The sequence below is a fragment of the Pseudomonas sp. 43A genome, assembly GCF_013363935.1.
GTDB lineage: Bacteria > Pseudomonadota > Gammaproteobacteria > Pseudomonadales > Pseudomonadaceae > Aquipseudomonas > Aquipseudomonas crudilactis.
Window position 1 is genome coordinate 5724416 of the sequence record NZ_CP054880.1, and the last position, 22233, is coordinate 5746648.

At 59.0% G+C, this 22233-nt stretch carries 21 protein-coding genes and 2 tRNA genes; 14 read left to right on the forward strand and 9 right to left on the reverse strand.

All coding sequences use genetic code 11. The features are described 5' to 3' along the window. Window positions 1-15: 15 nt before the first annotated feature. On the forward strand, window positions 16-969 hold the full coding sequence (locus tag HUW52_RS25130) for a hypothetical protein (protein ID WP_077571384.1): 954 nt from the start codon (window positions 16-18) through the stop codon (window positions 967-969). 102 nt (window positions 970-1071) lie between these two features. Here HUW52_RS25130 and dinB read toward each other — a convergent pair whose 3' ends face one another. Beyond that, a complete protein-coding gene (gene dinB, locus HUW52_RS25135) occupies window positions 1072-2133 on the reverse strand; it encodes a DNA polymerase IV (protein WP_175555177.1) in 1062 nt (353 codons plus the stop codon). Window positions 2134-2413: 280 nt separating this feature from the next. Between dinB and HUW52_RS25140 the strand changes: the two genes are divergently transcribed. From HUW52_RS25140 to HUW52_RS25155, 4 genes are all read left to right on the forward strand, one after another. Continuing rightward, a tRNA-Met gene (locus HUW52_RS25140) sits at window positions 2414-2490 on the forward strand. A 222-nt stretch (window positions 2491-2712) separates the two neighbouring features. Beyond that, window positions 2713-2789 (forward strand) — tRNA-Met (locus HUW52_RS25145). 279 nt (window positions 2790-3068) lie between these two features. Next, complete coding sequence (mprF, locus tag HUW52_RS25150; RefSeq protein WP_175555178.1) at window positions 3069-5708, forward strand: bifunctional lysylphosphatidylglycerol flippase/synthetase MprF; 2640 nt, start codon at window positions 3069-3071, stop codon at window positions 5706-5708. Then, on the forward strand, window positions 5708-7003 hold the full coding sequence (locus HUW52_RS25155; RefSeq protein ID WP_175555179.1) for a virulence factor family protein: 1296 nt from the start codon (window positions 5708-5710) through the stop codon (window positions 7001-7003). The genes mprF and HUW52_RS25155 overlap by 1 nt, the downstream gene beginning before the upstream one ends. A 198-nt stretch (window positions 7004-7201) precedes the next feature. Here the strand turns inward: HUW52_RS25155 and HUW52_RS25160 are convergent, their stop codons facing one another. Genes HUW52_RS25160 through HUW52_RS25170 form a run of 3 tightly spaced genes read right to left on the reverse strand, consistent with a single transcriptional unit; the run spans window position 7202 to window position 9349 of the window. Beyond that, window positions 7202-7885 carry a serine/threonine protein phosphatase gene (locus tag HUW52_RS25160; RefSeq protein ID WP_175555180.1) on the reverse strand — a complete coding sequence of 228 codons (684 nt, stop codon included), beginning with the start codon at window positions 7883-7885 and terminating at the stop codon, window positions 7202-7204. Beyond that, the gene (locus tag HUW52_RS25165) at window positions 7882-8580 is read right to left on the reverse strand and encodes a hypothetical protein (protein ID WP_134176853.1); all 699 of its coding nucleotides are present in this window, start codon (window positions 8578-8580) and stop codon (window positions 7882-7884) included. Before HUW52_RS25165 ends, HUW52_RS25160 begins: the two co-directional genes overlap by 4 nt. A 1-nt stretch (window position 8581) precedes the next feature. Beyond that, entirely contained in the window at window positions 8582-9349 is a 768-nt protein-coding gene (locus HUW52_RS25170; protein WP_175555181.1) for a MarR family transcriptional regulator, read from the reverse strand. A 638-nt stretch (window positions 9350-9987) separates the two neighbouring features. On the opposite strand from HUW52_RS25170, the gene HUW52_RS25175 reads away from it, so the two are divergent. Beyond that, window positions 9988-10317: a DUF3077 domain-containing protein gene (locus HUW52_RS25175; protein ID WP_175555182.1), complete on the forward strand. Its 330-nt coding sequence runs from the start codon at window positions 9988-9990 to the stop codon at window positions 10315-10317. 198 nt (window positions 10318-10515) lie between these two features. On the opposite strand, the gene HUW52_RS25180 is transcribed toward HUW52_RS25175, so the two are convergent. Then, window positions 10516-12357: a potassium transporter Kup gene (locus tag HUW52_RS25180; protein WP_371929265.1), complete on the reverse strand. Its 1842-nt coding sequence runs from the start codon at window positions 12355-12357 to the stop codon at window positions 10516-10518. Window positions 12358-12706: 349 nt separating this feature from the next. Between HUW52_RS25180 and rimO the strand changes: the two genes are divergently transcribed. The 6 genes from rimO to tsaA all read left to right on the forward strand — a co-directional run bounded on the left by rimO (window position 12707) and on the right by tsaA (window position 18050). After that, a complete protein-coding gene (rimO, locus tag HUW52_RS25185; RefSeq protein WP_008088939.1) occupies window positions 12707-14044 on the forward strand; it encodes a 30S ribosomal protein S12 methylthiotransferase RimO in 1338 nt (445 codons plus the stop codon). 322 nt (window positions 14045-14366) lie between these two features. After that, window positions 14367-14840, forward strand: a complete 474-nt coding sequence (locus tag HUW52_RS25190) for a GNAT family N-acetyltransferase (protein ID WP_016985729.1) — start codon at window positions 14367-14369, stop codon at window positions 14838-14840. Between the two features lie 190 nt (window positions 14841-15030). Continuing rightward, complete coding sequence (locus HUW52_RS25195; RefSeq protein WP_042704893.1) at window positions 15031-15741, forward strand: rRNA pseudouridine synthase; 711 nt, start codon at window positions 15031-15033, stop codon at window positions 15739-15741. A gap of 72 nt (window positions 15742-15813) precedes the next feature. Beyond that, window positions 15814-16284 carry a DUF1456 family protein gene (locus tag HUW52_RS25200; RefSeq protein WP_007908719.1) on the forward strand — a complete coding sequence of 157 codons (471 nt, stop codon included), beginning with the start codon at window positions 15814-15816 and terminating at the stop codon, window positions 16282-16284. Window positions 16285-16413: 129 nt separating this feature from the next. Continuing rightward, on the forward strand, window positions 16414-17184 hold the full coding sequence (locus tag HUW52_RS25205; RefSeq protein ID WP_007908720.1) for an SDR family oxidoreductase: 771 nt from the start codon (window positions 16414-16416) through the stop codon (window positions 17182-17184). Window positions 17185-17351: 167 nt separating this feature from the next. Then, window positions 17352-18050 (forward strand): tRNA (N6-threonylcarbamoyladenosine(37)-N6)-methyltransferase TrmO, encoded by a 699-nt coding sequence (gene tsaA, locus HUW52_RS25210; RefSeq protein WP_175555184.1) that lies wholly within the window; start codon window positions 17352-17354, stop codon window positions 18048-18050. Window positions 18051-18208: 158 nt separating this feature from the next. Here the strand turns inward: tsaA and fpr are convergent, their stop codons facing one another. Then, the gene (gene fpr / locus HUW52_RS25215) at window positions 18209-18988 is read right to left on the reverse strand and encodes a ferredoxin-NADP reductase (RefSeq protein ID WP_007908723.1); all 780 of its coding nucleotides are present in this window, start codon (window positions 18986-18988) and stop codon (window positions 18209-18211) included. 133 nt (window positions 18989-19121) lie between these two features. On the opposite strand from fpr, the gene HUW52_RS25220 reads away from it, so the two are divergent. Next, a complete protein-coding gene (locus tag HUW52_RS25220; protein ID WP_077571374.1) occupies window positions 19122-20048 on the forward strand; it encodes a LysR family transcriptional regulator in 927 nt (308 codons plus the stop codon). On the opposite strand, the gene HUW52_RS25225 is transcribed toward HUW52_RS25220, so the two are convergent. Further along, window positions 20045-20407, reverse strand: coding sequence for a diacylglycerol kinase (locus tag HUW52_RS25225; RefSeq protein WP_003222276.1), 363 nt, complete (start codon window positions 20405-20407; stop codon window positions 20045-20047). The two genes, HUW52_RS25220 and HUW52_RS25225, sit on opposite strands and share 4 nt — an antisense overlap. A 74-nt stretch (window positions 20408-20481) precedes the next feature. Next, window positions 20482-21132, reverse strand: coding sequence for a response regulator transcription factor ErdR (gene erdR, locus HUW52_RS25230; RefSeq protein ID WP_016985724.1), 651 nt, complete (start codon window positions 21130-21132; stop codon window positions 20482-20484). Between erdR and HUW52_RS25235 the strand changes: the two genes are divergently transcribed. Next, window positions 21125-21283, forward strand: coding sequence for a hypothetical protein (locus HUW52_RS25235; RefSeq protein ID WP_157786312.1), 159 nt, complete (start codon window positions 21125-21127; stop codon window positions 21281-21283). The genes erdR and HUW52_RS25235 overlap by 8 nt on opposite strands. A 72-nt stretch (window positions 21284-21355) precedes the next feature. On the opposite strand, the gene HUW52_RS25240 is transcribed toward HUW52_RS25235, so the two are convergent. Then, window positions 21356-22102 (reverse strand): tRNA-uridine aminocarboxypropyltransferase, encoded by a 747-nt coding sequence (locus tag HUW52_RS25240; RefSeq protein ID WP_175555185.1) that lies wholly within the window; start codon window positions 22100-22102, stop codon window positions 21356-21358. Between the last annotated feature and the right edge of the window lie 131 nt (window positions 22103-22233).

The window sequence follows — 22233 nt, forward strand, 5'->3', positions numbered from 1 at the left end:
CCAGATAGAGACGTCATGTTCAAGCGAAACACCTTAGGCCTCGGTGGCACCGCCCTGTGCGGTGCCCTGCTGGTCAGCGGCTGTGCCAATCACATGTCACAACGCAGCGAGCACGAAGAGCGGGTCGAGCGAAAGTTGCTCGACCATAGCCTGCAGATCGATGTCGGCGAGCCCAAGGAACTTGAGCTGCCGCAGCGACGCGTGAAGATCAACGAACAGAAGACTTTCGAAGTCACCGAGTTCGAAGTGACGCGTCGCTACGATCGCTACACGCCCTACCAGCCTTGGCGGGAGGTCTACGAAATTCCGCTGGGCGCGGTGGCCGTAGTCGGTGGCGTCGGCGCTAACGTGGTTAACGTGTTCGCCCTCGGCAATCTGCCGGACAGCGTCACCAAGGACTGGCTAAGCTACGGTTTTGCCGGGCTCAACCCGTTCATGAACGTGCAGTCCAACGGTCGTGCGCAACAGAACCTCGCCGGCATCGATGAAGTCCAGCGCGACAAGCGCACGGAGTATTCGAGCCTGCCGTGGAGCGAGCGTCCGGTGCAGGTCAAGGCTGGCAAGCAGACCTTCGACATGACCACCGATCGCAACGGTGTGCTGCGTCTGAACCTGCTCGACAGCCCGTTTGCCGAAAATGACCTCAACCATGTCGGCAAATTGCAGATCAGTGTCGAAGACGCCAAGGATGACGTGCACTCTGATTCGTCGCTGATGATCAGCAGTCATCTGCGCGGCAAGTTACTGGAAGCGCACGGGCTGATTTACGACGATCTGGAAGACGACGAAGTGAGCCAGTGGGTGCACCGGGTCAAACGTCTGTCGGAGCTGGGCCTGGAAGAAGAAGCCAGCGAACTGGAACAAAGCCTGATCGAACTGACGCGCAACGATCCTGAGCTGCAGACCGAGTTTCTCAAGTCGCTGACCAAGGATGCCGGGCGCCTGGTGGCTGATCCGGGACCGAATTAAGGCCTATTAAAAGATCGCAGCCTGCGGCAGCTCCTACATTGGAACGCATTTCAATGTAGGAGTGAGCCTGCTCGCGATGAGGCCCTTACATTCCGCAAAAATCTACCGCTCAAACAACTCCATCTGCTCAAACCCGCCGCGCAAATCCTCCAGCCTCACCCCAACCCCCAACAACCGCACCGGTTTCCCGCCGCGATTGAACGCCTGCGTCAGCATCAACTGATAACTGCCCAGATCCCGCCCTGCCCCGGCCTGCTCCAGCGTGGTCTGGGTAAAGTCGTGAAACTTCACTTTGACGAACGGCTTGCCCGGCCGATAACTGCTGTCGATCCGCGCCATACGGGTTTTCAAGGTTTCCAGCAGCTCCGGCAATTTATCCAGGCAACTGCGCAGATCCGGCAGATCGACATCGTAGGTATTTTCCACACTGATCGACTGACGCCGACTGTCGTTGTGCACCAGCCGGTCATCGATCCCACGGGCCAGACTCCACAGTCGCTCGCCAAAACTGCCGAATTCGCGCACCAGCGCCAATTTGTCCCACTCACGCAACTGCGAGCAATCGACAATGCCGAACTTGCCGAGCTTGTCAGCGGTGACCTTGCCGACGCCGTGCAACTTGCTCACCGGCAAACCGCTGACGAAGTCCTCGACCTGATCCGGGGTAATAACGAACAGCCCGTTGGGCTTCTTCCAGTCGCTGGCGATCTTCGCCAGAAACTTGTTCGGCGCTACGCCAGCGGAAACGGTGATGTGCAATTGATTGGAAACGCGGCGGCGGATGTCCTGGGCGATCCGTGTAGCGCTGCCGCCAAAATGCGCACTGTCCGATACATCCAGATAAGCCTCATCCAGCGACAACGGCTCGATCAGGTCGGTGTAATCGGCAAAAATCGTATGAATCTCTTTCGAAGCCTCGCGATACGCATCCATACGCGGCTTGACGATGGTCAGATCCGGGCACAGTTTCAAGGCGTGCCCCGACGCCATCGCCGAACGCACGCCATATGCCCGCGCTTCATAATTGCAGGTGGCAATCACCCCGCGCCTGTCCGCCGAGCCACCCACCGCTAACGGCTTGCCGGCCAGACGCGGGTCATCGCGCATCTCGATGGCGGCGTAAAAACAATCGCAGTCGATGTGGATGATTTTTCGCTGAGTCATGTCAGAAAAGGAAACGTGGCGAGCCGGATGGGCAGTATCTCACTGACACCTGTATATAGCACCAGTGGTATGAATGTTCTTTTCTGTATGTAGGAAATGGCCTTTGAATTTATTTTCTCAATCGACAAACGACCTCCAATAGAGCTGAAAGCCTTGCCCCGCCTGCCCTCTAGCGTGAAAAACACCCGAGAAAAAGCGCTAACCGATTGAACCTCAACAGATTTTATCCGGATTGAAGGTTGACACCCCAGCGTTCCTCTGTAGAATGCCGACACACAGACGCGGGATGGAGCAGTCTGGTAGCTCGTCGGGCTCATAACCCGAAGGTCGTCGGTTCAAATCCGGCTCCCGCAACCAAACATCAAAAAAGGCTACTCGAAAGAGTGGCCTTTTTTGTGCGCGTCTGTTTTGTGGAATCCCTCCTCTTATAGAGAAGTGATCGCCAAACAGGAATTCGTTGCATTTCCGAAACTTAACGCTCGACCTGCGACCGTTTGACGCGATTGCACACTTATTTGACCCTTTACGGGATTAGCGGTTGACACTCCGTCGTTCGTCTGTAGAATGCCGCCACACAGACGCGGGATGGAGCAGTCTGGTAGCTCGTCGGGCTCATAACCCGAAGGTCGTCGGTTCAAATCCGGCTCCCGCAACCAAACATCAAAAAAGGCTACTCGAAAGAGTGGCCTTTTTTGTATCTGTTGAAAAAGTCCTTTCGCAACAATGATCTGTCACTGTGCAGTGAACCGCTTGGGATCTTCAGAAGTCCTCACTTGCGACTATGCTTGAGTCGCAGGCAAGGCGTCTGCAATCCAGGAACTGCCCTCGCCGATACCCGGTGAGAGGCGTAGTATTTTGTGATTATTTTTTTCTACAGGGATTGGTTACTTGGCTGGATACCTCCATCCTGTCGCGCACAATCCAAGAGGTGATTGATGCGCGCCAACTCGTCTGATCCACAAGACACCGTCACAGCGGAACATCCGATCAAACCCGAGCGTCTGCGCTTGCTGGATCGGTTGAGCAAATACCGACAACCGATTGGTCTGGCGGTGACTTTGCTGCTGTTCGCCATTGCGCTGATTGCCTGTCGTCATCTGCTCGCCGAACTCGATCTCGATGCGCTGCACGACTCGATTCTCGACGTACCGAAACCCGCGCTGATCGGCGCCTTCGGTGCGACCGTGGTCGGTTTCATTATTCTGCTCGGCTACGAATGGTCGGCCAGCCGCTATGCCGGCGTGACCTTGCCGCCGCGCACATTGGCGCTGGGCGGCTTCACCGCGTTTGCGATTGGCAATGCGATCGGTCTGTCGCTACTGTCCGGCGGTTCGGTGCGCTACCGTTTATATGCACGCCTGGGTCTGGGGGCGTCGGAAGTCGCGCACATGACCTTGTTCGCCAGTCTGTCGCTGGGTTGCGCCTTGCCGCCGCTGGCTGCACTGGCAACGCTGAGCGACCTGCCTGCTGCCTCTCAAGCCCTGGGTTTGTCCGAAGGTCTGCTCGGCACAGTCGCCGCTGTCGTGCTGGCGCTTGGCGCAGTACTGGCTATTGGCATTTACCGTCGGCGCCTGCCGGAACAACCGTTGCGCGACAATCTGCTGGTCAGGGTTGGTCGCCGCACGCTGCGCTTGCCGGGGCGTCGTCTGACTTTCCTGCAACTGATCATTACCGCCCTCGACGTTGCGGCTGCCGCCACGGTCCTTTATCTGTTGCTGCCGGAAGCGCCACCGTTTGGTGCGTTCCTGTTGGTGTACCTGCTGGCACTGGCTGCCGGCGTACTCAGCCATGTACCCGGTGGCGTCGGTGTATTCGAAGCGATCCTGCTGGCTGCGTTCGCCGACAAGCTCGGTGCCGCACCACTGGCCGCCGCCCTCCTGCTCTATCGTCTGATCTACGTGGTGCTGCCGCTGTTGGTCGCCTGCGTATTCCTGCTGATCAACGAAGGTCAGCGTCTGTTCCAGACTCAAACCATGCGCGCAGCCTCCGGTCTGGCGGCACCGATTCTGGCGGTACTGGTGTTCCTCTCCGGTGTGGTGCTGCTGTTTTCCGGCGCGACTCCCGAGATCGACACACGCTTGGAGCACATCGGTTTTCTGATCCCGCATCGTCTGGTCGACGCCTCGCACTTCGGCGCCAGCCTGATCGGCGTGCTCTGTCTGATGCTCGCTCAGGGCCTGCGTCGGCGCTTGTCGGCGGCGTGGATGCTCACCACCATTCTGCTGCTGGTCGGCGCCCTGCTCTCGCTGCTTAAAGGTTTCGACTGGGAAGAAGCGACGCTGATGACCCTCACCGCGGCGTTGCTCGGTGTGTTCCGTCGCTCGTTCTATCGCCCGAGCCGCCTGACCGAACTGCCCTTCTCGCCGCTGTACCTGGTAGCCAGCCTGTGCGTGCTCGGTGCCTCGACGTGGCTGCTGCTGTTCGCCTATCAGGACGTGCCTTATAGCCATCAACTGTGGTGGCAGTTCACCCTCGACGCTGACGCGCCACGTGGCCTGCGTTCGCTGCTTGGCGCTGCCGTGCTGTTGCTGGTGATCGCCCTCACTTGGCTGCTGCGCACCGCGCGCCCGGTCATTCACCTGCCGACGCCTGACGAACTCGATCGTGCGGCGAAAATACTGATGGCGTCGTCACAACCCGACGGCGGCCTCGCCCTGACCGGTGACAAGGCGCTGCTGTTTCACCAGAACGACGAAGCGTTCCTGATGTACGCGCGCCGTGGCCGCAGCCTGGTGGCGCTGTACGACCCGATCGGCCCCGGCCAGCAACGCGCCGAGATGATCTGGCAGTTCCGCGACCTCTGCGACATTCACCATGCCCGCCCGGTGTTCTATCAGGTGCGCGCGGAGAACCTGCCGTACTACATGGACATCGGCCTGACCGCGATCAAATTGGGCGAAGAAGCCCGAGTCGACCTGCACCGCTTTGACCTGGAAGCCAAGGGCAAAGAGATGAAGGATCTGCGCTACACCTGGAACCGTGGCACCCGCGACGGCTTGTCGCTGGAGATTCACGAACCGGGTCAGGCGCCGATGGATGAGCTGAAAGTGATTTCCGATGCGTGGCTGACCGGCAAGAACGTGCGTGAGAAAGGCTTCTCCCTCGGCCGCTTCAGCGACGATTACCTGAAGCATTTCCGCATCGCGGTGATTCGCTTCGAAGGTCGCCCGGTGGCATTCGCCAATCTGCTCGAGACTTACAGCCACGACCTGGCCAGTCTCGACCTGATGCGCGCGCACCCGGACGCCCCCAAGCTGACCATGGAATTCATGATGGTCGGCCTGATTCAACACTATAAGAGTCACGGATACGCGCGCTTCAGCCTGGGCATGGTGCCTTTGTCGGGGTTGCAACCCCGGCGTGGTGCACCGCTGACCCAGCGTCTGGGCTCGATGGTTTTCCGCCGTGGTGAGCAGCTCTACAACTTCCAAGGCTTGCGCCGCTTCAAAGACAAATTCCAGCCTGACTGGGAACCCCGTTATATGGCCGTGCCCGCCGGACTCGATCCGCTGGTGGCGCTGGCCGACACTGCTGCCCTGATCGCGGGCGGCTTGACTGGATTGGTGAAACGCTGATGATTCAACGCTCCCTGAAGTACATCCTGGCCGCACTGATCGTGCTGGCCGTGATTGCCGGCGGCGGTTTCTGGTACCTCAAACGTCCGGCACCGGAACCGACCGTCGAACAGCTCAACCCGGCCGATGGCGCCGCCATGACCCGCGTCATTCCCGGCACCAAGCCCAAGGCGCAGGTGCTGGTAGCCGTCAACGACGACCAGAAGCTCTCTGAAAAACAACTGACCACCCTGAGCCGCAGTGCCTCGGCGCAGATCGTTCAGGTGATTCTGCCCAAGGACTGCCTGCTGCAAAGCCGCGCCCTGCAATCGGGCCTGCGGGAACTGAATGGCCCGGCCACTCTGGTCAGCGGCATTGGCCCAGGTGCTGTGCTGGCCTGGCGCTGGTTGGCTGAACAGAAAGACGACAAGGCCCAAGCCATTTCCGTGGATCTGGCCCTGGAAAAAGGTGGCTGCACCCACCTGCTGCCAAAATCCGCCGCCCACGGCCACTGGCTGGCAGCCTGGAACGACAACCCGGACGACGCCAGCGCAGGTTTCGTGCGCGACCAACCGAACGCCGAAACCAGCATCAGCGACTACGACATCAACCTGCCGCAAGTGCTGAACAACGAACTGCGCAAGATCCTCGTCGGCGGCGACAAGGCCAACGGCGGTCTGGCGATTCCGGTGGTTGAAGTGCCGGCCGGTCAGGCCAAAGACACCGTGACCCTGTTCCTCTCCGGAGACGGCGGCTGGCGCGATCTCGACCGCGACGTGGCGGGCGAGATGGCCAAAATCGGCTACCCGGTGGTCGGCATCGACACCCTGCGCTACTACTGGCAGCACAAGAGCCCGGAGCAAAGCGCACTGGACCTGACCGAACTGATGCAACACTACCGGCAGAAATGGGGCACCAAGCGCTTCATCCTCACCGGTTACTCGTTCGGTGCTGACGTACTGCCGGCGATCTACAACCGCTTGCCAGAAACCGAGCAGCAACGCGTCGACGCGATCATCCTGCTGGCCTTCGCCCGCACCGGCAGCTTCGAAATCGAAGTCGAAGGCTGGCTGGGTAACGCCGGCAAAGAAGCCGCCACTGGCCCGGAAATGGCCAAGCTGCCACCGGCCAAGGTTGTGTGCATCTATGGTGAAGAAGAGACGGATGAAAGCGGCTGCACGGACAAGACTGCGGTGGGTGAAGCGGTGAAACTGCCCGGCGGCCACCACTTCGACGAGAACTACCCGGCGCTGGCCAAGCGCTTGGTGGACTTGATCGAGAAGCGTCAGAGCAAGGACTCGGTCGCCGAAGAGTGATCTGAGCCACGCCCATAAAAAGCCCCCGCAACTTCGCAGTTGCGGGGGCTTTTTACATCTCGGACGATGAACCCGTTCCCCTGTAGGAGTGAGCCTGCTCGCGATAGCGGAGTGTCAGCCACCTAGTTGCCAACTGACACACCGCTATCGCGAGCAGGCTCACTCCTACAAGGGATGGCGCTGGATTCAGACAACTCTTCAGTCTTGCTGGCCAAGCTGAACATCTATCCACGTGACATCATCGTCGCCAACGCTAATGTCGCTTTCCGGCGCCGCCAACAAACTGCTTTGCTGGGCTTGCGTCAAGTCCGCCCAAAAGCCATCAGTGACAAAAACCAAGCGCTCAACAGCGTCCAGTGCACAACAAACAAAGTCAGGGTTCGGAACCCGATTGATCTTCAAGCATCGTGTTACCGAATTTCGCGCGGGGTCTTGCGCCAACTCGCAGTGCGAACGGTCGCGCCGCCAATTGGCCTTGCAGTGAGGTGGCGTAATCCAATCGATGGCTCCCGCCAGCGTCACAATCCCGCATGAACAGTCACCTTCGTATGCAACGGTGAGTCGGCCATGAGCGACCAAGCCAATCAGGTAACAGATCGCTCCCGTCTGATCAGCAGGCAACGATGCATGAAAATCCGCCAGTATTGAACCCAATAGACGCTCAACAGCTTCGGGTTCTGCAGGATAGCTCCCCTGCTCCACCTGTGTGGAATGAGCCGCCAACATGCCGCTTACGAAGCTTTCAGCCAGCTGTCCACTGCCGCGCCTGGAAGTGCCATCCGCGACAACAAAAAAACCACCGTCACCCTCACAGGTCGCTCCGGCATAGTCATTATTTGTTCTGCTGGCTTGCCCAGTGATTGATCGGGAGTGGTATCTCATGCGTTGGCCAGCGCTTTCATACGCCTGTGAATAATCTGCCCTCTGCCCGGATTCGCCTGCACCGAGCCTGAACTTTCGATCACGTAGCCAACCCCATCGAGCGCCATCAGCTTGTGGATTCCCTCTGTGATGAACGCCTTGAGGTCCTTGTCAGTCTGGCGCAACTCCTCCAACAGCTCAGGCCGACCATCGATCAAGATGATCATGTCCTCGACATCCTTGTGATAAGGATCACCATTTCCCCGACCAGCGAAAGCTTCCAGTTTCGTCGCGAGAAAATATGCAGGCTGGAATATCTGGATGGCAGTGCCGCTGGGCAGGGTGAATTTATCCGCCCTCGCCAGCCCCTCGACGAACCAGCGGTTGGCATAGCCGAGCACTGCAGGATCGGAAGGCATGACATCCACGACAACGTCATTGAAGCGAAAACGACAATTGACCTCGTCCTCACCGGTGATCTTGAATCCCTTGGCAGCCAGCCGTTCGGTGAGTTGGTTCCAGGCGCTGATACCGGCCAACTCGATCACTAGATCAACGTCATCAGTGAAACGAATGTCGTCCAGCACGGCTGTATCTGTAACCAGCATGGCGGTTGTGCAACCGCCAACAAAAGCAACTTCGGCGAGAAACGCCTCGCCCAAGCCTTCAGCCACGAACTCAATGAGTTCGTAGTTGTGATCCGCGTTTGACGACATGTTATTTCAGCCCCATCCCTGCCTTCAGAATACTGATTGCCACACCACACTCACGCGGACCACCCAGACGGATTGCATCAGCGAGCGCCAGATAGTGGTAAAGAATCCTGTCTTTTTTCACCGCTTCCGGCACTGTTTTGTAAAGCGGTTCTATCGCTTGGCCTCGCTCAGTTCCCTGCGCATCGGGCCAGACCGGAATCAAACCACCCGCACTCTTGATGCTTTTGGACAGCGCGGGTGCCGCAAAGCCCGTGGGTATGCCACGAACCATCGCGCCAGGCTTGACCGGGAAGAAGTACTTCAGCGCGTGCTCGGTAATTTTCAGCAGTTCCCGGCGGTGCACTTTGGCAAGCCCGGTGTCGTAGTCATGAATGAGCAGTCCGGATTCCCGGCATCGGGCGAGAGCATTTGAGACTTCGCTTTTGCTCAGTCCGAGAGAGGCAGACAGCGCACGCAGAGAGTACCGATCGCTCCAACTTGTCAGCGGTGGATCAGATGCTGGTTCCGCCCATCCCTCCCAGCCTGGCCCATCAGCGAAAGGCGAATCGAGTTCGCGGCGATGGAAGATTGTGTCTTCCCCATCAGTGGAGTAGGTGACCAATGGCTTCCCCACACTCTCCCCTGCAGACATTCGGCTGACGACATAAGGCCTGAGCAGCTCTTCGACCCTGTCCGAATTCGATTCGGCCTCCATCTCCCCCAAGAGGTTCTCTTCCTGAGCGTGGAGACTGGCCATTTTGAATAAAAGTAAAATGTCTTGACTCTTCATTTAGCTCAAAACCTTAAGTGTCCACATTCCATAAAACGTGGACACTTGTCTCACTGACGAGGCCGGGTCGTCAAGCCCTTGGGTCGATCACTAATCACTGCATACCTTGCCCTCATATCGTCATGGCTGATTGCTTTGCCCAAATCAAAGATGAGCAATCGTTCACTGGCCTTCTTTTCGATCCGAAGCTCCTCTGGTTCATCCTGTACTTCTTGTTCCGCTGATGCCGTCATACGTACCTGAATGCTTTGCACACGTCGGTTCGTGCGTGACGTTTAGTATCGTTTACTTCCAGTCTCGCAATATCAGATGACGCCCACAGACCTTGTAGGCAAACTCCGAAACTCTTGTTGGGGCGCTGTGCCGCTCTATTGCGCTGTTTTTCGACGGGATACTCTCCGGACGTCGCTGACCCATTCAGCGATCGGGTGTGGTAACCCGGCTAGGCAAAGTGCAACAGTGCCTCCATCACGAATCAGGTGTTTTTTACCCCTGTGATTTACTGTTATGGCAGTTGTACGTGGGAGACCTTCGGGTCTGCCGGTTTCTTTGCTCTCCCGGTTTACCACCCTGCGTACAGCTGCCACCCATTCGTGTGGTAACGAATGCGGCAGCTCCTCGTTTTAGGGAGCAAAACAATGAGCAAAGAAAGTCCGTCAACGCCATCAGATCTTAAAACCATCGGCTTCACCCCTTTCCTCTACAACTCGGATCAAGCGTTCTTCAACGTCCGCGCCGGCATCCCGATCATCGATGCCTTGTCCCAATCCTCCGACCTGCTATCCCTCGCCAAATCCTTCGCAGAAGACGCTGCCTTCATCAGAGACACCGACCGCCATGCCTGGGCTGCGCATTACCTGACAGTGATGGGCAAAGCCTTGATTGATGATGTGATCCAAGCGCTGATCCCACGACCTGCGCGGACGAAGACCGAATCCGAAGCCGATCTGTCTGAACGCACCTCTTGATTCAATCCGATACCCTGTGGGAGCGAGCTTGCTCGCGAAAGCGGTGGGTCAGCCACCACATGCCTCGACTGACACTACGCCTTCGCGAGCAAGCTCGCTCCCACAGGGGATTTGTGGTGGGTTTGAAGTTTATGTGCAGGTACAAAAAAGCCCCCGCCAACCACAAGGCTGACGGGGGCTTTTCGGTTGAGGCCAGGCTTACATCTCCACCTGCGTCCCCAACTCAATCACCCGGTTCAACGGCAGATTGAAGAACCGCAAATTCCCATTGGCATTCTTCAACATGAACGCAAACAGCGCCTCACGCCAACGCGCCATGCCTTCCAGTTTCGAGGCAATCACCGTTTCGCGGCTGAGGAAGTACGTGGTGCGCATCGGGCTGAAGTCCAGATCATCCAGATGACACAGCTTCAGCGCCTGCGGCACGTCCGGTTCGTCGGTGAAACCGAAGTGCAGGATCACCCGGAAGAAGCCCTCCCCGTGGGCCTCGACTTCGAAGCGTCGCGATGGCGGTACGCGCGGGATGTCTTCGTAGACCACGGTCAGCAACACCACTTGCTCATGCAGCACCTGGTTATGCAGCAGGTTGTGCAACAACGCATGCGGTACGGCGTCGGAGCGCGCGGTGAGGAACACGGCGGTGCCCTGCACTCGATGCGGTGGCTGCACGCGGATGCTGCTGATAAAGATCGGCAACGGCAGTGCGCCTTCGTCGAGGCGATCGACGAGCAACTGCTTACCGCGTTTCCAGGTGGTCATCAGCACAAACAGCGCAATACCGGCAATCACCGGGAATGCGCCGCCCTGAACGATCTTCGGCACGTTGGCGGCGAAGTACAGGCCGTCCACCAGCAGGAAGCCGATCAGCACCGGCACCGCAAGGATCGGTGGCCATTTCCACAGCAGCAACATAACCGCCGACACCAGAATGGTGGTCATCAGCATGGTGCCCGTCACTGCCACGCCATAGGCCGAGGCCAGTGCGCCGGAGGATTCGAAGCCCAGCACCAGCAGCACAACGCCAACCATCAGCGCCCAGTTCACCGCGCCGATGTAAATCTGGCCCTGCTCATCACTGGAGGTGTGCTGGATGTACATGCGCGGGATGTAACCGAGCTGAATCGCCTGACGTGTCAGGGAGAACGCGCCGGAAATCACCGCTTGCGAAGCGATCACCGTGGCCAGCGTCGACAGACCGACCAGCGGAATCAGCGCCCAGCTCGGCGCCAGCAGATAGAACGGGTTACGCGCCGCTTCCGGGTTGTCCAGCAGCAAGGCACCCTGGCCGAAGTAGTTCAGCACCAGCGCCGGCAGCACCAGCAGGAACCACGCCCGGGCAATCGGCTTGCGACCAAAGTGGCCCATGTCGGCGTACAGCGCTTCGGCACCGGTCAGGGCCAGCACCACGGCGCCGAGGATCGCCACGCCCATGCCGGTGTGGACCATGAAGAAACGCACGGCCCAGACCGGATTCAGCGCATGCAGCACTTCTGGCGTGTGGCTGATGCCATACACACCGAGGGCGCCGAGGACGAGGAACCAGGTGACCATGATCGGCCCGAACAGAATGCCGATCCGCGCCGTGCCGTGGCTCTGGATCAGGAACAACCCGACCAGCACCACCAGCGACAGCGGCACCACCCAATGGTCGATGCCATCGAATGCCAGCCCCAGACCTTCAATCGCCGACAACACCGAGATCGCCGGGGTGATCATGCTGTCGCCATAAAACAGCGCCGCGCCGATCAGTCCGCACACCACCAGCAACGAACGCAGCTTTTTGCGATGCCCTGCCGCGCGACGAGCCAGTGCGGTGAGCGCCATGATGCCGCCCTCGCCCTGGTTATCGGCGCGCAGCACGAACATCATGTATTTGATCGACACGACCCAGATCAGCGACCAGAAGATCAACGACAGTATGCCCAGCACGCCATCGTGGTTGACCGGTACGCCGTAACCGCCGGAAAACACTTCTTTGAGGGTGTACAACGGGCTGGTGCCGATGTCGCCGTAAACTACCCCGACTGCCGCGACCAGCATGCTCAGCGGCTTGGTTGCCGAACCCTCGGCGCCTGCCGCATGACTACTTGCCTGACCCATCCAACACTCCTACTTCTCAGAACCGGCTTCTTGAATGAAGCACTATGCTTTGTGGTGCAGCATGCGCTGTTTTACCTGTTGTTACAGACGTTTTGTTGACTGTAAAAAATTGGTAAAGCTCAACGGCGCGAAGCATAGCGCAGCACTCGTCGTATTTCCCTGCATAAAGCTGGTCAAGTGCGTTGCCCGCCGCTAGAATTGCGCACTTTTTGATCAGAGGCGCGCCCTAAGCGCCCGTCCGTCGGCTTTCGCACCAAGAAAGCGATGTCACAAAATACCGAGGTTAGACATGTCCACCACTCCTGCGCCGGCCAATCCAAAGGTTGGCTTTGTATCTCTGGGTTGCCCGAAAGCACTGGTCGACTCCGAGCGCATCCTGACCCAGCTGCGCATGGAAGGCTATGACGTGGTGTCCACCTATCAGGACGCCGACGTTGTAGTCGTCAACACCTGCGGTTTCATCGATTCGGCCAAGGCTGAGTCGCTGGAAGTGATCGGCGAAGCGATCAAGGAAAACGGCAAGGTGATCGTCACCGGTTGCATGGGCGTGGAAGAAGGCAACATCCGCAACGTGCACCCGAGCGTGCTGGCCGTGACCGGCCCGCAGCAGTACGAGCAAGTGGTCAACGCCGTGCACGAAGTGGTGCCACCGCGTAAAGATCACAACCCGCTGATCGACCTGGTGCCGCCGCAAGGCATCAAGCTGACCCCGCGCCACTACGCTTATCTGAAGATTTCCGAAGGCTGCAACCACAGCTGTTCGTTCTGCATCATCCCGTCGATGCGCGGCAAACTGGTCAGCCGTCCGGTCGGCGACGTGCTCGACGAAGCTCAACGTCTGGTCAAATCCGGCGTTAAAGAGTTGCTGGTCATTTCCCAAGACACCAGCGCTTACGGCGTTGACGTGAAATACCGCACCGGTTTCTGGAACGGCGCGCCGGTGAAAACCCGCATGACCGAGCTCTGCGAAGCGCTGAGCACCCTCGGTGTCTGGGTCCGTCTGCACTACGTTTACCCGTACCCGCACGTTGACGAACTGATCCCGCTGATGGCCGCCGGCAAGATCCTGCCGTACCTGGACATCCCGTTCCAGCACGCCAGCCCGAAAGTGTTGAAGTCGATGAAACGCCCGGCGTTCGAAGACAAGACCCTGGCGCGCATCAAGAACTGGCGCGAAATCTGCCCGGACCTGATCATCCGTTCGACCTTCATCGTCGGCTTCCCGGGCGAAACCGAAGAAGACTTCCAGTACCTGCTGAACTGGCTGACCGAAGCGCAACTCGACCGCGTCGGCTGCTTCCAGTACTCGCCGGTTGAAGGCGCACCGGCCAATGATCTGGATCTGGAGATTGTTCCAGACGAGGTCAAGCAGGATCGTTGGGATCGCTTCATGGCGCACCAGCAAGCGATCAGCTCGGCGCGTCTGCAAATGCGTATTGGCCGTGAGATCGAAGTGCTGGTGGACGAAGTTGACGAGCAAGGCGCGGTTGGCCGCTGCTTCTTCGATGCCCCGGAAATCGATGGCAACGTGTTTATTGATAACGGCAGCAATTTGAAGCCGGGTGACAAGGTCTGGTGCAAGGTGACTGACGCTGACGAATATGATCTGTGGGCTGAGCAGATCTGATCTGAAGGTCAAAAGCCCCTCACCCCAGCCCTCTCCCGGAGGGAGAGGGAGCTGACCGTGTTGTTCTTTCGAGGTACATCGACCTGAGCTATCCGGTCGAACTCAGGTTTTGAACAGCACGAAGATCAGCTCCCTTCCCCCTCGCCCCCTTGGGGGAGAGGGTTGGGGTGAGGGGGAGAGATCTTGCTGGCGACAGAAATATCCAGCCAGCCCCCGCAACAAATACAAAAAGCCCCACTCTTTTTACAAGATGCGGGGCTTTTTTACGGCTATCGTTTAGCGGGGGACGGACTCCCTTGAAACGGACAAGAGGCAGACGGGCATGCGTCACCACTCGGTCATCCACACGCCGAAACTCAGCGATTATCAGGAATTGACCCGGGTCTGGGAGGCCTCGGTCCGCGCCACCCATGATTTTCTACCGGACAGCTACATCGAATTGCTGCGCAATCTGGTGCTCACGCGTTATCTGGATGCGGTGATGTTGATCTGCACCAAGGACGCCAATCAGCGCATTACCGGGTTTGCCGGGGTTGCGGCGGGCAAAATTGAAATGCTGTTCATCGATCCGGATTATCGTGGCCAGGGCTTGGGCAAGAAACTGCTCAACTACGCGATGCAGCATCTGAATGCCGATGAACTCGACGTCAACGAACAGAACCCACAGGCCTTGGGCTTCTACTTCAAGCAGGGTTTCGAAGTGATCGGCCGCTCGGAGGTCGATGGCATGGGCCAGCCGTATCCGTTGCTGCATATGCGCCTGCGACAGAATCAGCAACGCTCAAGCAACGGCTGACACACCACAACCCCATGTAGGAGTGAGCCTGCTCGCGATGCATGCGCCGCGGTCAGTCAGATACACCGCGGTGATGCAATCGCCAGCAGGCTGGCTCCCACAGGGAATTGCGAACAGCCTGTAAATGGAACCGGGCTTAACCGGCGCCACACAGGTACAATGCCCACCCCTTTTTTGTTACGGCCCTGTCATGACTGACCCGATTCGCCTCTCCAAACGCCTCATCGAACTGGTCGGTTGCTCCCGCCGGGAGGCCGAGCTGTTCATTGAGGGCGGCTGGGTCACCGTGGACGGCGAAGTGATTGACGAGCCGCAATTCAAGGTCGGCGACCAGAAGGTCGAGCTGGACAAGGACGCCAAGGCCACCGCGCCAGAACCGGTGACCATCCTGCTCAACGCGCCGGCCGGCATGGACGTCGAGACTGCCATGCAGTCGCTCAGCGCCGAAACCCTCAGCGAAGAACACCGCTTCAGCAAGCGCCCGTTGCGCGGGCACTTCCTGCGCCTGACTGCCAGTGCCGACCTGCAGGCCAAGGCCAGCGGCCTGCTGGTGTTCACTCAGGACTGGAAAATCCTGCGCAAGCTCACCGCTGATGCCGCGAAAATCGAGCAGGAATACGTAGTCGAAGTCGAAGGTGACATGGTCGCCCACGGCCTCAACCGCTTGCAGCATGGCCTGACGCACAAGGGCAAAGAGCTGCCGCCGGTCAAGGCCAGCTGGCAGAACGAAAACCGTCTGCGCTTCGCCATGAAAAATCCGCAGCCGGGGATCATCGCCCAGTTCTGCGAAGCAGTTGGCCTGAAGGTCATCGGCATCCGCCGCATCCGCATCGGCGGCGTCTCGATCGGCAAGGTCCCGGTCGGCCAATGGCGCTACCTGTCCGGCAAAGAGAAGTTCTAAGGCTTCCACTGCCGCCACACATTCCGGCAATGCGCCTGCGCGCTGCCCACAACGCTTATCAGGATTACTCAAATGATTCATAACGACGTATTGCGCAGCGTGCGCTACATGCTCGACATCAGCGACAAGAAAGTGGTCGAGATCATCAAGCTCGGCGGCATGGAAGTAGCCCTCGCCGACGTAGTGACCTGGCTCGACAAGAAAGAAGAAGACGAAGAAGGTTTCGTACGCTGCCCGGACGAAGTCATCGCGCACTTCCTCGATGGCTTGGTGATCTTCAAACGTGGCAAGGACGAAAGCCGTCCGCCGCAGCCGATCGAAGTGCCGGTGACCAACAACATCATCCTGAAAAAGCTGCGCGTGGCCTTCGAACTGAAAGAAGACGACATGCACGCGATCCTCAAGGCCGCCGAGTTCCCGGTGTCCAAGCCTGAGCTGAGCGCGCTGTTCCGCAAGGTCGGCCACACCAACTATCGCCCGTGCGGCGACCAGTTGCTGCGCAACTTCCTCAAGGGCCTGACCCTGCGCGTTCGCCCCGCCTGATGCCCTTCTGCGGTGGCGACTGATGGTCGCCGCCGCAGCGCATGACCGTTCATTCCTTTCGAAAATAGTGGCTCCGCTTTTTGCGGCTGACGACTAGGGTGTACTGATCCCTAATCCTCAGGACTCGCCATGCACCCGTATTTTTCCCTGCAAGGCCGCACCGCTCTGGTGACCGGCGGCACCCGCGGTATCGGCAAAATGATCGCCAAGGCCTTTGTCGAGGCTGGCGCGCGCGTTTACGTCTGCTCGCGCGATGCCGAAGCCTGCCATCAAACCGCTGAAGAGCTCAGTGCCCTGGGCAAATGTCATGGCATCGCCGCAAACCTGGCGACGGAAGAAGGCGTACAGGAACTGGCCGCGCGCCTGGGCGAACAGATCACCCACCTGGATATTCTGGTGAACAACGCCGGCACCACGTGGGGCGCGCCGCTGGAGAGCTATCCGGTCAAGGGTTGGGAAAAGGTCATGCAGCTCAACGTGACGTCGGTGTTCAGTTGCATCCAGCAATTTCTGCCGCTGTTGCGCAAGGCAGGTTCAGCGGCGAATCCAGCGCGGATTATCAACATTGGCTCGGTGGCGGGGATTTCTTCCTTCGGCGAGCAGGCGTATGCCTACGGGCCGAGCAAGGCTGCCCTGCATCAATTGTCGCGGATTCTGGCGCGGGAACTGGTGAGCCAGCACATCAACGTCAATGTGATCGCGCCGGGGCGCTTTCCGAGCAAGATGACTCAGCATATTGGCAATGATGAGAAGGCGCTGGCTGAGGATACGGCGTTGATTCCGATGAAGCGGTGGGGGCGAGAGGAGGAGATGGCGGCGTTGGCGATCAGTCTGGCGAGTACGGCTGGGGCCTATATGACCGGAAATATTATTCCGCTGGATGGTGGGTTCAGCCTCTAGATCGGCGGTGCGGCCTTCGCGAGCAAGCTCGCTCCCACAGGTATCTTGTGCACGCCATAGATCTAATGTGCGAGCGAGCCCGCTCGCGAAGAGGCCAGCCCTGCCAGCACCAGACTTTAGACGGGACGGGTTATCATGCCCACCCTGCCCCGCTTCGAATGCAAACCATGACTTACAGCGTCTCCCCCATCGGCTTTGTGCGCTCCTGCTTCAAGGAGAAATTCGCCATCCCCCGCCAGCCCCAATTGGCCCCCGCCGCCCGTGGCGTGCTGGAACTGGTGGCGCCGTTCGATCAGGGTGACGCCGTGCAAGGGCTGGAACAGGTCAGCCATATCTGGCTGCTGTTCCTGTTTCATCAGGCACTGGAAGACAAACCTCGCTTGAAAGTCCGCCCACCACGCTTGGGCGGCAACAAGTCCATGGGCGTATTCGCCACCCGCGCCACTCACCGGCCCAACGGCATTGGCCAATCGGTAGTGAAACTGGACAAGGTCGAAGCCAATCGCTTGTTCATTTCCGGAATCGACTTGCTCGACGGCACGCCGATTCTCGACATCAAACCCTACGTGCCTTACGCCGATATCATTCCCGAGGCCTCCAACAGCATTGCCAGCGCCGCGCCGCAGTTGATTGACGTGCAGTGGACGGATTCGGCGCTGAAACAGGCGCACACACACGCTCAGCGCCTTGATGAGCCGTTGGTGGCTTTGATTGAACAGTGTCTGGCCCAGGATCCGCGTCCGGCGTATCAGACTCCGGCACCTGAACGCGAGTACGGCGCGCAATTCTGGGATCTGGATGTGCGCTGGCATTACCCGACACCCGAGCGGATCCGCGTGCTCGAAGTCATCCCTGCCGGGGCCTGACCCCGGAAACGAAAAAGCCCGCGCTGCCTTCACAGGCAACGCGGGCTTTTTGCTTTTCTGTAGGAGTGAGCCTGCTCGCGATAGGGCCGTGTCAGTCGACATCCATCTTGACTGATCCATCGCTATCGCGAGCAGGCTCACTCCTACAGTTTTGGTGCTTACTTCTCGACGAACGCACGCTCGATCAGGTAGTCACCCGGCTCGCGCATCCGCGCCGAGATCTTCAGGCCGAAGCTGTCGAGCACTTCGCTGGTCTCGTCGAGCATGCTCGGGCTGCCGCAGATCATCGCGCGGTCGTCCTGCGGGTTGATCGGTGGCAGGCCGATGTCGCTGAACAGCTTGCCGCTGCGCATCAGGTCGGTCAGACGGCCCTGATTCTCGAAAGGCTCGCGGGTCACGGTCGGGTAGTAGATCAGCTTGTCACGCAGCGCTTCGCCGAAGAACTCGTTCTGCGGCAGGTGCTCGGTGATGAATTCGCGGTAGGCAACTTCGTTGACGTAACGTACACCGTGCACCAGGATCACTTTTTCAAAGCGCTCGTAGGTTTCCGGGTCCTGGATCACGCTCATGAACGGCGCCAGACCGGTGCCGGTGCTGAGCAGGTACAAGTGCTTGCCCGGGTTCAGGTCATCCAGAACCAGGGTACCGGTAGGCTTCTTCGAGATGATGATCTCGTCGCCTTCCTTCAAGTGCTGCAGCTGCGAGGTCAGCGGGCCGTCCTGCACCTTGATGCTGAAGAACTCCAGATGCTCTTCCCAGTTCGGGCTGGCGATCGAGTAAGCGCGCATAAGCGGGCGGCCGTTAGGCTGTTGCAGGCCGATCATCACGAACTGACCGTTCTCGAAGCGCAGGCCCGGATCGCGGGTGCACTTGAAGCTGAACAGAGTGTCGTTCCAGTGATGAACACTGAGGACACGCTCGTGGTTCATGTTGCTCATGTACGTTTGACTCCTGGAGATTGGGTCTGCGCTGGCTTTGGAAGGCGACGGTGCGCAATTGCATCGCATTCTAATAGCGACGACAATATCTGTTAACTGGATTATTAAGATAAGGGTTATCGGTTATATCGATATGCGATTTACTCTCCGTCAACTGCAAGTCTTCGTCGCCGTCGCCCAGCAGGAAAGCGTATCCCGTGCTGCGGGTCTGCTCAACCTCTCGCAGTCGGCCGCCAGCACCTCGATCACCGAGCTCGAGCGCCAATCCAGCTGCCAGCTGTTCGACCGTGCCGGCAAACGGCTGAGCCTCAACGCCCTCGGCAAACAGCTGCTGCCCCAAGCGGTGGCCCTGCTTGATCAGGCCAAGGAAATCGAAGACCTGCTCAACGGCAAATCCGGTTTCGGCTCGCTGTCAGTGGGTGCGACCCTGACCATCGGCAACTACCTGGCGACGCTGTTGATCGGCAGTTTCATGCAGCGCCACCCGGAAAGTCAGGTGAAGCTGCACGTGCAGAACACGGCCAATATCGTGCAACAAGTCGCCCACTACGAAATTGATCTGGGTCTAATCGAGGGCGATTGCAGCCATCCGGACATCGAAGTGCAGAGCTGGGTCGAAGATGAACTGGTGGTGTTCTGCGCGCCGCAGCATCCATTGGCTCAACGCGGCAGCGCGAGCATGGAAGAGTTGACTCACGAAGCGTGGATTCTGCGTGAACAGGGTTCCGGCACGCGGCTGACCTTCGATCAGGCCATGCGCCACCATCGCAGCTCGCTGAATATCCGTCTCGAGCTGGAGCACACCGAAGCGATCAAACGCGCGGTGGAATCGGGGCTGGGGATTGGCTGCATCTCGCGGCTGGCGCTGCGCGATGCGTTCCGTCGCGGCAGTCTGGTGCCGGTGGAAACGCCGGATCTGGATCTGGCGCGACAGTTCTACTTCATCTGGCACAAGCAGAAGTACCAGACCTCGGCGATGCGCGAATTTCTCGACCTGTGCCGCGCTTTCACCGCCGGGGTGCAGCGCAGCGACGAGATCGTTTTGCCGACGATCGCTTAAAGCAGAATCACCGCCCACACCAGCGCGATCATGCTCAGTGCCACGAATTGCGCGGCGCTGCCCATGTCCTTGGCGTTCTTCGACAGCGGGTGCAGCTCCAGCGAGATACGATCAATGGCCGCTTCCACCGCCGAGTTCAGCAGCTCGACGATCAGCGCCAACAGGCACACGGCAATCAACAGCGCTTGCTCGACGCGGCTGACATTCAGGAAGAACGTCAGCGGAATCAGCACGACATTGAGCAGCACCAACTGACGGAATGCCGCTTCACCGGTGAAGGCTGCGCGCAGGCCGTCCAGCGAGTAACCGGAAGCATTGAGGATACGTTTCAGGCCGGTCTGGCCCTTGAAAGGTGACATAAAGTAGAAACCAACCAAAAAGGAGTGGGAAAGCTAGATCAACAAAAGTCAAAAAAGCGTGAAGACGCCAGCCATTATTGGCTCGGAATTGACTCAAGTTGTTGCAGCAGTAAAGCCGCTTGCGTGCGGGTGCGCACATTCAGCTTGCGAAAGATCGCCGTGACGTGGGCCTTGATGGTCGCTTCGGACACGCTCAGCTCATAGGCAATCTGCTTGTTCAGCAGGCCTTCGCAGACCATGGTCAACACACGGAACTGCTGCGGAGTGAGGCTGGCAAGACCATCGCTGGCGGCTTTGGCTTCGTCGGAAACGGCGACTGCCTCGAACGCTTGCGGCGGCCAGAACACATCGCCATCGAGTACTTTGCGCACGGCTTGCTGAATCACGCTGAGATCGCTGGACTTGGGAATAAAGCCGCTGGCGCCGAACTCACGGGATTTGACCATCACCGAAGCTTCTTCCTGGGCCGAAACCATCACCACCGGAATCTGTGGGTACTGCCCGCGCAGCATGACCAACCCGGAAAACCCGAAAGCGCCGGGCATGTTCAAGTCCAGCAGGACCAGATCCCAATCAGCCTTTTCGGTCAGGCGCGCTTCCAGTTCGGCGATGCTCGCCACTTCCACCAGTCGCACATCCGGGCCAAGGCCCAGCGTCACCGCTTGATGCAGGGCGCTACGAAACAGAGGGTGATCATCGGCAATCAGGATGTCGTATGTGGCCATTTTTCAAATGATCCTGTTTTTGATGGCAGACCCGGAGCATTCCGGTCTCGCCAAAGCAACTCAAGATGCCGCTTTCAAGCGATATCCACAGGGGCACGTTCAACGCCAATCAACAGCAAACACGGCGTTTCAAACCTTGGCCGCACCCTAAACGGCGCCAAGCATGCCCAGCGAAGACGGGGTGGTCAAGCAGCACGGCCGCTGGCTTGTACAGTATGGGCCACTATTGCGCCAACTCCGGCTGCGGCTTTCGTATATAGGGCAGCAGCTCGGCGTGGGCCGGCGTCGATTCATTCATGTCCAACTGTTGTTTGGCGCCGAGATAGTGCTGGCTGAACACGTCGAAATAGGCGTCCAGCGCAGAGGCAGCGTCCGAGTCACCGGCCAATTCCAGGCACAGCGCAGCGACTTCGGCAGTGCACAAATGCTCGCTGCGGGTCGAGCGGCGCAAGCGATAGCGCGAGAGTTTGTCGGGCAGCAGGCTCAAGATCGGCAAGCGATCGAAATACGGACTCTTGCGGAAAATCTTCCGCGCTTCGGTCCACGTTGCATCCAGCAGAATGAACAGCGGCCGCTTGCTGCTATCGATCGCGACGGTGTTGGTCACTCGCGACGGTTCAACGTATTCGCCAGGAAACACCAGATACGGCTGCCACTGCGGGTCGTTGAGCAGCGCCAGCATCTGCGGATCGGGCTCGGTGCGCGACCAGATGAATGCGTGGTTATCGCGCACGACGTCGGCAATCAGCCAACCGGTGTTGCTCGGTTTGAACACTTCCTTGCCGGTCATGATCAGGCATACGCCGGAACGCGTGTCGACGCTGGGCCGCCAGGCGCACAGGCAATGGCTGATGATCACGCGGCAGTCGCGGCAACGCTCGGAGCGAAAGCCACGAGCCTGAATCGGCTTGATGCCTTCATCTTCGCGCTGGTCACGCAGACGAGCGACGGCGTTGGGGGCATGGTTCATCGCGGATAACGCCGAAAAGCAGGAAAACTCGACACGAACGACACTCGGCAGGGCAATAAAGGCCGGCAGTTTACCAGAGCGACGGGCACAAGCCTGTACCCTCCCGACCGGCTCCCCTATAATTCGCCGCC

What these genes read in the sequence shown, in the direction of transcription:
- mprF (WP_175555178.1), top strand. Translation starts at nt 3,069, where the DNA reads ATGCGCGCCAACTCGTCTGATCCACAAGACACCGTCACAGCGGAACAT.
- HUW52_RS25170 (WP_175555181.1), bottom strand. Translation starts at nt 9,349, where the DNA reads ATGAAGAGTCAAGACATTTTACTTTTATTCAAAATGGCCAGTCTCCAC.
- HUW52_RS25130 (WP_077571384.1), top strand. Translation starts at nt 16, where the DNA reads ATGTTCAAGCGAAACACCTTAGGCCTCGGTGGCACCGCCCTGTGCGGT.
- HUW52_RS25195 (WP_042704893.1), top strand. Translation starts at nt 15,031, where the DNA reads ATGACTGACCCGATTCGCCTCTCCAAACGCCTCATCGAACTGGTCGGT.
- HUW52_RS25180 (WP_371929265.1), bottom strand. Translation starts at nt 12,357, where the DNA reads ATGCTGGTCGCGGCAGTCGGGGTAGTTTACGGCGACATCGGCACCAGC.
- HUW52_RS25165 (WP_134176853.1), bottom strand. Translation starts at nt 8,580, where the DNA reads ATGTCGTCAAACGCGGATCACAACTACGAACTCATTGAGTTCGTGGCT.
- HUW52_RS25175 (WP_175555182.1), top strand. Translation starts at nt 9,988, where the DNA reads ATGAGCAAAGAAAGTCCGTCAACGCCATCAGATCTTAAAACCATCGGC.
- HUW52_RS25190 (WP_016985729.1), top strand. Translation starts at nt 14,367, where the DNA reads ATGCGTCACCACTCGGTCATCCACACGCCGAAACTCAGCGATTATCAG.
- fpr (WP_007908723.1), bottom strand. Translation starts at nt 18,988, where the DNA reads ATGAGCAACATGAACCACGAGCGTGTCCTCAGTGTTCATCACTGGAAC.
- HUW52_RS25200 (WP_007908719.1), top strand. Translation starts at nt 15,814, where the DNA reads ATGATTCATAACGACGTATTGCGCAGCGTGCGCTACATGCTCGACATC.
- dinB (WP_175555177.1), bottom strand. Translation starts at nt 2,133, where the DNA reads ATGACTCAGCGAAAAATCATCCACATCGACTGCGATTGTTTTTACGCC.
- rimO (WP_008088939.1), top strand. Translation starts at nt 12,707, where the DNA reads ATGTCCACCACTCCTGCGCCGGCCAATCCAAAGGTTGGCTTTGTATCT.
- HUW52_RS25225 (WP_003222276.1), bottom strand. Translation starts at nt 20,407, where the DNA reads ATGTCACCTTTCAAGGGCCAGACCGGCCTGAAACGTATCCTCAATGCT.
- HUW52_RS25205 (WP_007908720.1), top strand. Translation starts at nt 16,414, where the DNA reads ATGCACCCGTATTTTTCCCTGCAAGGCCGCACCGCTCTGGTGACCGGC.
- tsaA (WP_175555184.1), top strand. Translation starts at nt 17,352, where the DNA reads ATGACTTACAGCGTCTCCCCCATCGGCTTTGTGCGCTCCTGCTTCAAG.
- HUW52_RS25160 (WP_175555180.1), bottom strand. Translation starts at nt 7,885, where the DNA reads ATGAGATACCACTCCCGATCAATCACTGGGCAAGCCAGCAGAACAAAT.
- HUW52_RS25240 (WP_175555185.1), bottom strand. Translation starts at nt 22,102, where the DNA reads ATGAACCATGCCCCCAACGCCGTCGCTCGTCTGCGTGACCAGCGCGAA.
- HUW52_RS25220 (WP_077571374.1), top strand. Translation starts at nt 19,122, where the DNA reads ATGCGATTTACTCTCCGTCAACTGCAAGTCTTCGTCGCCGTCGCCCAG.
- HUW52_RS25155 (WP_175555179.1), top strand. Translation starts at nt 5,708, where the DNA reads ATGATTCAACGCTCCCTGAAGTACATCCTGGCCGCACTGATCGTGCTG.
- erdR (WP_016985724.1), bottom strand. Translation starts at nt 21,132, where the DNA reads ATGGCCACATACGACATCCTGATTGCCGATGATCACCCTCTGTTTCGT.